Origin of the sequence: Corallococcus exercitus (assembly GCF_003611585.1) — a bacterium.
GTDB classification, from domain to species: domain Bacteria; phylum Myxococcota; class Myxococcia; order Myxococcales; family Myxococcaceae; genus Corallococcus; species Corallococcus exercitus.
Map to the genome: position 1 here is coordinate 1 of NZ_RAVW01000410.1, position 8,784 is coordinate 8,784.

Sequence of the window (8,784 nt, forward strand, 5' to 3'; positions counted from 1 at the left end):
GCCCCCGCCGCGCCGTCCGGCCCGCGCCCCAACGCCGCGCGCGAGGAGCGCGTGCGCATGACGCCGCTGCGCAAGCGCGTCGCGGAGCGCCTGCTCCAGGCCCAGTCCAACGCCGCCCTGCTCACCACCTTCAACGAGGTGGACATGGGCGAGGTGATGGCGCTTCGCAAGAAGTACAACGACAAGTTCCAGGCGAAGCACGGGGTGAAGCTCGGGTTCATGAGCTTCTTCATCCGCGCGTCCGTGGAGGCCCTCAAGGCGTTCCCGCAGATCAACGCGGAGATCGACGGTGAGGACGTCATCTTCAAGCACTACTACGACATCGGCGTGGCCGTGAGCGGCAGCCGCGGTCTGGTGGTGCCGGTGGTGCGTGACGCGGACAAGCTGTCGCTCGCGGAGCTGGAGAAGACGGTCGGTGACTACGGCGGCCGTGCGCGCAACGACAAGCTCACGATGTCCGACCTCACGGGCGGCACGTTCACCATCACCAACGGCGGCATCTTCGGCTCCATGTTGTCCACGCCCATCCTGAACCCGCCGCAGACGGGCATCCTGGGCATGCACAACATCGTGGAGCGCCCCGTGGCCCGCGACGGCCAGGTGGTCATCCGGCCCATCATGTATATCGCCCTCACGTACGACCACCGCCTGGTGGACGGCCGGGAAGCGGTGCAGTTCCTGGTGCGCGTGAAGGAGTGCATCGAGGACCCCGAGCGCCTGCTGCTCGACATCTGACCTACTCCGCCGCACATGACAGTGCGGGGGTGGAAGACGGGCATTCCCCGTGGGCCGGCTGGACTTCCAGTCGGCCCTTTCACTACAAATAGCTCTGTCTCCCCGGTCGTCGGGCAGAACGGGTGGCCTTCCCCACGGCTGCCCTGCAAACGCAAGGAAGCGCAATGGCAACTGGTACCGTGAAGTGGTTCAACGACGCGAAGGGCTTCGGCTTCATCACCCAGGACGGCGGCGGCGAGGACGTGTTCTGCCACCACACCGCCATCAACATGGATGGGTTCCGCACCCTGGCCGAGGGCCAGAAGGTGGAGTTCGAAGTCACCAAGGGCCCGAAGGGCCTGCAGGCGCAGAACGTCCGCGCGGCGTGAAGTGACGCGTCTCAGCCATTCCTCACGGACTGGTTGAAGCAACAGAGGCCCGGCCCCCTTGAGGGAACCGGGCCTCTGCCTTTTCCAGGCGCGGGTGCGCTTGCCCTACTTCTTCAGGTTCTGCTCGAAGTGGGCGATGACGCGCTCGTACTGGCGCTCGGTGATGAGCGGATCCGGCACCATGTGCGTGAGGCCGGACAGGGGCAGCAGCTGGTGCGGCTTGCCCGCGCGGAACAGCGCGTCCGACAGCTTCAGCGTGTGGAAGAAGTAGACGTTGTCGTCCGCGGTGCCATGGATGAGCAGCAGCGCGCCGATGGGGCTGTCCTTCTTCGCGTACGTCAGCAGGCTGCTGACCTCATAGGCCTGGGGGCTCTCTTCCGGCAGGCCCAGGTAGCGCTCGGTGTAGTGCGTGTCGTAGTCGCGCCAGTCCACCACCGGGGCGCCGGACACCGCGGCCTTGAAGAAGTCCGGGCGCTTCAGCGCGGCCAGCGCCGCCATGTACCCGCCGAAGCTCCAGCCGGTGATGCCCACGCGGCTCAGGTCCATCTCCGGCACTTCCTTCGCCAGGGCCTGCACCGCTTCAATCTGATCATCCAGGGTGACGGTGGCGAAGTCGTTCTTCACCGCGCGGTTCCACTCGGAGGTGCGCAGCGGCGTGCCGCGCCCGTCCACCTTCACCACCAGGAAGCCGTGGTCCGCGAACCACTGGCTGAGCAGGTGCGCGGACATGGACTGGTGCACCACGGTGACGGTGGGGCCCGCGTAGACCTCCACGATGACGGGCAGCTTGGTGCCGGGCTTGAAGTCGCGCGGCTTCACCAGCGAGGTCCAGAACTTCTTCGGGCCCACCTGGCGGATCTCGAAGTTCGGCGTGAAGGACGGCTCCTGCGCCACCTCCGGCAGCTCGCCCAGCTTCGTGCCGTCGCCCTTGAGGACCACGGTGCGCGGCATGCTCTTGGGCCCTTGCGTGTTGAGGACGACGAGGCCGCCGTTCTTGGAGACGAGCCCGCCCTCCACGGCCGGGCCCGTGGTGCCGGTGGCCACCTGCTCCGGTGCGCCGCCGGCCTTCACGCGCCACAGGTGGCTCTCCGTGGGGTTCGGGCCGCCGATGAAGAACAGCGTCTTGTCCGTCTGGACGAAGCGCGCGAGGTTGCGGAAGCCCGCGTCCGGCTTCACGACGGAGCGGTCCAGCTCACCGCTCGCCTTGCGCAGCTCCACCTCCGGGCCGCCGTTGCGCTCGGTGTACCAGAGGAAGCCGGAGCCATCCTCCAGCCACAGCGGGAAGTCCTGGGCGAGCTCCACCCAGGCGTTGTCCTTCTCCGTGAGGAGCACGCGCGTCTTGCCCGTGGCGGGGTCCACCGCGAGCACCTGCTCCTCCGTCTGGAGCCGGTTCTGCACCACGAGGGTCAGCGGCCCGCCCTTGTCCCACTTCACCGTGGCCAGGTACGGGTACTTCTGCGCGTCCCACTGCGCCCACACCGTCTTGCCGCCGGTGACGGGCGTGACGCCCAGGCGCACCTTCGCGTTGGCCTTGCCGGGACGGGGGTACGGGAAGATCTCCCCGCCCTTCTCCGGGTGCATCACGTCCACGATGGTGAGCTTCTCCACGTCGGACGTGTCGGACTCCGTGTACGCGATGGACTTCGAGTCCGGGCTCCACCAGTAGCCGGAGAAGCGGCTCATCTCCTCCTGGGCCACGAACTCCGCCAGGCCGTGCGTCTTCTCCGCGGTGCCGCCCTGCGTGACGCGCTTCTCCTGGTTGGAGGCCAGGTCCACCCGGTACACGTCGTGCTCGCGCACGTACGCCACCTGCTTGCCGTCCGGCGACAGGCGCGGGTCGATGACGCCGGGCCCCGTCTTCACCTCGGTGGACTTCCCCGTCGCGCGGTCCACGACGTAGAGCCGGCCGGAGAGGGGCACCAGCAGCTGGGTGCCGTCCTCGGAGAGGTTGTAGGAGGTGAAGCCTCGGGCGCTCACGCGCATGCGCTCGCGGCGGGCCTTCTCCTCGGGGGACAGCGTCTCCTCCGCGCCCTTGAGCAGGGCTTCGGGGGTGAGGAGTTCACGCGCCTGGCCGTTGGCCACGTCGAACGCGTAGAGCATCTGCACGTTGGACGTGGGGGACGTGCGCAGGAAGAGGACGGACTTCTCGTCCGGGGTGATGCGCGCGCCCACGGGGCGGCCGCTCTGGAAGCGGCGCGTCTCGGCGTACTGACGCAGGAAGGTGTCCGGCTGCTTTTGCGAAGGGGCCATGGCGGAGGGTTTGCGCTCCTGGGCGATGGAGGGGGCGCTGCTCATGAGGAGAAGCGCGGCGGCGGTTAGGACCTGACGCATGCGTAGCTGAATCCCCGCGCGGGGCGGGGCTCCTTTCGCGGGAAGGTGCGGGCAAGCCTACACTCCGGCCGCCTCGCGGCCCCCCCAACGTCCAGCCCAGGAGAGGATTCCCACCCCCATGAATCCGAATGATGACGACGCCCTGCGCCACCTGCGCCTCGCGGGAGTGGTGCGGCTGGGGCTGGGCGGTGGCCGAGGCCCGACGGATGCCTACGTGTTCGACCCGCACCGGCTCGCGCTGCCCGCGTGGGCCTGTGCCCTGGGCGACGCGGGGCCCCCTGCCCTGCTCGTCACGCTGGACCGGCACCTGGACATCGTCGTGCCCCAGCGCCCCGCCGACATGCCGGACCGCTCCGCCGGCCTGCGCGCCTTGGATGAACACGCGCGGTGGCACCTGGACGTGCGCAACTACGACCACATCGTCGCGGCCATGGAGGCGAACCTCGTGGGCGACGCGCTGATCATCGCGCGCACCCGGCCCCGGGGCTCCTTCTCCGGAGACACCTATGTGGACACGCGGGGCCGCTCGCATCGGCTCGTGACGGTGACGACCGTGGACCGCGCGGCGGAGGCGTACCTGCACCCCGGCCCCGCGGACGCGGTGCGCGACGTGCTGGAGGCCGCGTCCGCCGTGCTGCTGGACGTGGACCTGGACTGCTTCACCAGCCTGAGCGACGCGGACCCCACCACCGTGCTGCCGTGGCCGAAGTCCGTCATCCGCGAGTTCCTCCTGCCCCCTGACTCGGAGCCCTTCTGGGACGCGGTGCTGGGCAAGGCGGTGGCGCTGACGCTGGCGCGTGAGCCGCATCACTGCGGCGGGCTGCTCGCGTCCGGGGAGCTGTTCCGCGACGTGGCGGAGGTCCTCTTCCGGGAGCTGCTGCGCGTCGAGCCGCCCTGAAGCTCCGGAGCTGCTCCGGAGCTGCTCCGGAGCCTCAGGGCGAGTCGAGGAACGAGGGCCGGTAGTCCGTCACCTGCCCGCTGCTGAGCGACAGGCGGCTGCCCACGGGGGGACGGTCGCCGTTGAGCACGTAGCCGAAGTCGATGCGGAACGGGAACACGTTGAACTGGGGGAACAAGAGCCGCAGGCCCACGCCCACGGTGGTCACCATCTCCGGCCGCTTGTTGAAGGCGCTGCCGGAGTCGAGGAAGAACACGCCGCCCAGGTGCACCGTGCGCACGACGAGCGGCGCGGTGCGGTACTCCAGGTTCACCAGCAGCAGCCGCTTGCCGGAGTACGCATCCACCGCCGCGCCTCGCAGGCCGTTGCTGCCGCCCAGCAGGCTCACGCGGTCCGACAGGTCGTCGATGTTCACGTCCAGAAGGCCGCGCGCCACGAAGCGCCCCCCGAGCACGCGCGGCGACACCTGCACCAGCTCCGCGGCCCAGCGCCGGTTCGTCCAGCCCTCCTTCGCGCCGGGCGTCTGGGCGCTGAACTGCTGGCGGATGGACGCGGCCGCGGACGCGGTGGTGAGCGCGTCGCCCCAGTGCACGCGGTAGCGCAGGGACAGGCCCCCTTCCGCGAAGTGCGCCGCGGACGGGAACACCGGCGGCGCGTAGCGCAGCGTGGCCAGCACCGAGTGCCCCAGCTGGAAGTCCTCCGACAGCGTGTACGAGTCCACGTTGCGGAGGACGTCGTAGCGGGCCTCGAAGGCGCTCAAGGAGAAGTTCGCGTACCCCGCGTCCTCCGCGCGCGGCAGGTAGTTGCGGCGGAACCAGTCCGCCTGCGCGTCACTGAGCTGGGAGGCCAGCGGCGCGGCGTAGGCGTAGTGGTAGGCCCCGGCGCCCATGCCCACGTTCCACTTGTAGCGCTGGCCGTAGGAGCGCGTGTACGTGGCGCCCGCGGCCACCTCGCGCGTGTTGTAGACGTACGGCACGGGGGCGCCGTCCGGGAACGGGAGCTGCCAGATGTCCGCGCCCCGGAACTGGCGCGCGGTCTCCACGTTCCACGCCACGGACGTGCTCAGGCTCCACGGCGTGGCCAGCGAATACAGCGGCCGGCTGAGGCTGAGGCTCCCGCGCGAGCCCTCCGCCTTGCCCGTGTCGCGGTTGATCAGCACCGCGGCGGACTCCGTCAGCGACCACCGGCTGCCGAGCACGCGCTTGTCCGTGTAGCTCTGGCCGAAGCTGAACGTGTCCAGGCGCATGATGAAGTCCAGCGCCACCTTCTTGCCGCGCCCCAGGAAGTTCTGCTCCGTGCCCTGGAGGCGCAGGTAGAGCAGCAGCGAGCCCACGGCGGAGAACTCGTTGTTGAGCCGCAGCGACCACAGGTCCTTGGTGACCAGCAGCAGCGCCACCCTGCCGGGCGCGCTGCCCTTCACCGGCACCGCGCGCACGACGGAGAACAGCCCCAGCTTGCGCAGGTTGCGCACCGACTCCGCGACGAGCGCCTCCGAGTACGGCTGCCCCGGAGCAATCAGCACCTCCTGGCGGACGATGTCGTCGCGGGTGCGGACGTGGAAGATGTTGAGCAGCGATGGATACGGATCCATCGGCGCGACCACCTCCTCCGCGGTGACGAGCACCTCCTCCAGCACCTTGCCCTCGGGCGCGGGCTCCACCTGGCGCTCGACCTCGCCCAGGCCCCAGGCGATGAGCGCGTCCTCGTAGTTCTTCGTCTGCTCGTCCGCCGTGGCGACCGCGGGCCCCTGCGTGCCCTCCGGCCCCACCGGGACCAGCTCCGCGCGAGGCGGCGCCGCGACCTCCGTGTTCGACACGCCCGAGGGCTCAACGTCCGGCGAGCGCACGGGCGCATCCGGCGGCGCGACGTCCTGGGGCTTGCCCGAGCCCTCAGGCCCGGGCGACTGCGCGCCAGCGACCTGGGTGATGGCTCCGTTCCAACGCGAAGGCGGTCCCGACGGCGTGCCCGTCGCGGCGAGCACGGTGACCAGCAGGACGGGCAGTGAGAGCGGCACGCGCGCATCCTGTCATGCGCCGCGCCTGTCGCCAGCCTCCGCTCACGTCAGCGCGGTGCGCAGGTCCCCCGGCCGGGCCATGGGCAACGGCTCCCCCTTCGCGACGGCCGCCACGATGCGGGCCAGCTGATCCACTCCGTCCGACAGCGCCGCCGGCCCCGGCTGGAGGATGTAGGAACTCCTCACTTCGTAGAGCTGATCATCCAGCACGGCCCGCACGCCCGCCCAGCCCGGCCGGGAGGCGATCTTCTCGCGCTTCGCCTTGCGCCCGCACCAGCTGGCGATGACGCCCTCCGGGTCGCGCCTCGCCACCTCCTCCGGGTCGAAGATGCGGCCCTTCGCGCCCTGCGACGCGCGCGACTCCTGGCACACGTCCACCCCACCCACCACCTCCACCAGCTCCGAACACCAGCGGATGCCGGAGATGAGCGGCTCGTGCCACTCCTCGAAGAAGATGCGCGGCCGCTTCGGCAGGGACTGCGCCGCGTCCGAGTGACGCTCCAGGTTCTTCTCCAGCTCCACCGCGAGCGCCTCCGCGGGCTCCGCTCGTCCCACCAGCGCCCCGGTCAGCCGTACCGCCTGCAATATCTCCGCGAGCGAGCGCTGGTTGAACAAGTACACCGGCACCCCGCGCTTGCAGAGCTCCCGTCCGATGTCCGCCTGCAGGTCGCTGAAGCCCAGCACCAGGTCCGGCTTCAGCTCCAGGATGCGCTCGAAGTTCGCGTCCAGGAACGAGCTGACCCGGGGCTTCTTGCGCGCCTCCGGCGGCCGCACCGTGAACCCCGACACGCCGACGACCAGGTCCCCCGCGCCAATGCGGTAGAGCACCTCCGTCGTCTCCTCCGTCAGGCACACCACCCGCCGCGGATGGCGCGGCGCCGACGACAACAGCGCGGACAGCTGGGCATTCATGCGGGAAACCCTAACCCGCTCCCGCCTCCGCCACCCGGGATGACGCGACGCACCAGCACCTGGGAATTGTGCGGCAACGGACGCTGATTTCCGCGATTTCCGAAGCACCCGGGGACGGGGCAGCACGGGAAGTGCGGGAGGGCGAGCGCGCGGCGCGGGCCGGAAACTCGGGGCCGGCGCGTGGCGATGATAGCGGCACGTCTCTTGGGCGGTTTTCCAAGGCGGTGCTAGGCTCCGCCGGGTCCGAAACGACGTATGCGGTCCTTCTCTACGCCTTGGGGGAACACATGATCGAAAGCGATGCCCCCCGCAGCAAGGGCGCGCCCGCCGACGTGCCGGATCCCCTGCTCGGGCGGATCCTCAACGAGCGCTTCCGCATCCTGGAGACGCTTGGCGCCGGAGGCATGGGCCGCGTCTACAAGGCCATGCAGGCCCCGCTGGACCGGCTGGTGGCACTCAAGGTCCTCAACCCGCAGTACAGCGGCGAGGGCAAGGACCCGGGCTTCCAGAAGCGCTTCTTCCTGGAGGCCAGCGTCACCGCGAAGCTGCGCCATCCGAACACCGTCACCGTCATCGACTACGGCAAGACGGAAGACGGCATCTACTACATCGCCATGGAGTACCTGGAGGGGCTGACGCTGTCGCAGCTGCTCACCCAGGAAGGCCCGCTGCCGTGGGAGCGCGCGCTCACCATCGGGCAGCAGGTGGCCCGCTCGCTGCGCGAGGCGCACAAGGTCGGCCTCATCCACCGAGACCTCAAGCCCGCCAACGTGATGATCCTCAACCAGGAGGCGGACCACGACGTGGTCAAGGTCCTGGACTTCGGCCTGGTGAAGTCCTTCGTGGGCGACGCCGCCATGAAGGAGGACACCACCCTCACGCAGGCGGGCGTCATCCTGGGCTCGCCGCAGTACATGGCGCCGGAGCAGGCGCGCAACATCGCGGATCCGCGCAGCGACGTGTACAGCCTGGGCGTGGTGCTCTACCAGGTGCTGATGGGCCGGCCGCCCTTCCAGGCGGCGCAGAGCATTGACGTCATCGTCAAGCACATCAACGACCCGCCGCCCCCCTTCCACACCGTGTGGCCGGACCACAACGTGCCCGCGGAGGTGGAGGCGCTGGTGATGAAGTGCCTGGCCAAGCGCCCCGTGGACCGCTACGCGTCCATGGACGCCGTGCTCCAGGGCATGCGCACCGCGGCCTCCGCGTCCGGCGTCAGCGGCGTCTTCGCCACGCGCACCGGCCTCAACGCGGTGGGCTCCGGCCCCCACAGCGGTCCGCACAGCGGCATCCACTCGGGGGCCCACCCCGCGCTGGGCTCGGGCCCCACGCCCGCGCCCAACACCATGGCGCTGGACATCTCCGTGGACGAGGCCGGCGGCCTTCCGGAGAAGAAGTCCAACAAGGGCCTGGGCATCGCCCTGTTCGGGGCGTCCCTGCTGCTGGGGCTGGGCGCGGCGGGCTTCTTCGTGCTGCGCGGCACCCAGCAGCCCCCCGTGGAGCCGGCCCCGTCCGTCCCCGTGGCG

General features: G+C 70.1%; 7 protein-coding genes. 4 read left to right on the forward strand and 3 right to left on the reverse strand.

Translation table 11 applies throughout. The features are described from left to right. A partial coding sequence (gene sucB / locus D7W79_RS33925; RefSeq protein WP_120529482.1) for a dihydrolipoyllysine-residue succinyltransferase occupies nucleotides 1-735 on the forward strand: 735 nt, incomplete at its 5' end. A 164-nt stretch (nucleotides 736-899) separates the two neighbouring features. Continuing rightward, nucleotides 900-1,103 (forward strand): cold-shock protein, encoded by a 204-nt coding sequence (locus tag D7W79_RS33930; protein WP_014397260.1) that lies wholly within the window; start codon nucleotides 900-902, stop codon nucleotides 1,101-1,103. A 105-nt stretch (nucleotides 1,104-1,208) separates the two neighbouring features. Here D7W79_RS33930 and D7W79_RS33935 read toward each other — a convergent pair whose 3' ends face one another. Then, the gene (locus D7W79_RS33935; protein ID WP_120529483.1) at nucleotides 1,209-3,434 is read right to left on the reverse strand and encodes a S9 family peptidase; all 2,226 of its coding nucleotides are present in this window, start codon (nucleotides 3,432-3,434) and stop codon (nucleotides 1,209-1,211) included. 118 nt (nucleotides 3,435-3,552) lie between these two features. Here D7W79_RS33935 and D7W79_RS33940 point away from each other — a divergent pair, with 118 nt between their 5' ends. Further along, nucleotides 3,553-4,332, forward strand: coding sequence for a UPF0489 family protein (locus D7W79_RS33940; protein ID WP_120529484.1), 780 nt, complete (start codon nucleotides 3,553-3,555; stop codon nucleotides 4,330-4,332). Between the two features lie 34 nt (nucleotides 4,333-4,366). On the opposite strand, the gene D7W79_RS33945 is transcribed toward D7W79_RS33940, so the two are convergent. Both D7W79_RS33945 and D7W79_RS33950 read right to left on the reverse strand, forming a co-directional pair. Further along, the gene (locus D7W79_RS33945) at nucleotides 4,367-6,346 is read right to left on the reverse strand and encodes a BamA/TamA family outer membrane protein (protein WP_120529485.1); all 1,980 of its coding nucleotides are present in this window, start codon (nucleotides 6,344-6,346) and stop codon (nucleotides 4,367-4,369) included. Nucleotides 6,347-6,388: 42 nt separating this feature from the next. Continuing rightward, nucleotides 6,389-7,258, reverse strand: coding sequence for a cobalamin-binding protein (locus D7W79_RS33950; RefSeq protein WP_120529486.1), 870 nt, complete (start codon nucleotides 7,256-7,258; stop codon nucleotides 6,389-6,391). Between the two features lie 287 nt (nucleotides 7,259-7,545). Between D7W79_RS33950 and D7W79_RS33955 the strand changes: the two genes are divergently transcribed. Further along, on the forward strand, nucleotides 7,546-8,784 hold a 1,239-nt coding region (locus D7W79_RS33955), incomplete at its 3' end, for a protein kinase domain-containing protein (protein WP_244222124.1).

Excerpts from the sequence above, each read along its gene's own strand:
- D7W79_RS33930 (WP_014397260.1), top strand. The coding sequence starts at position 900 with ATGGCAACTGGTACCGTGAAGTGGTTCAACGACGCGAAGGGCTTCGGC.
- D7W79_RS33935 (WP_120529483.1), bottom strand. The coding sequence starts at position 3,434 with ATGCGTCAGGTCCTAACCGCCGCCGCGCTTCTCCTCATGAGCAGCGCC.
- D7W79_RS33940 (WP_120529484.1), top strand. The coding sequence starts at position 3,553 with ATGAATCCGAATGATGACGACGCCCTGCGCCACCTGCGCCTCGCGGGA.
- D7W79_RS33950 (WP_120529486.1), bottom strand. The coding sequence starts at position 7,258 with ATGAATGCCCAGCTGTCCGCGCTGTTGTCGTCGGCGCCGCGCCATCCG.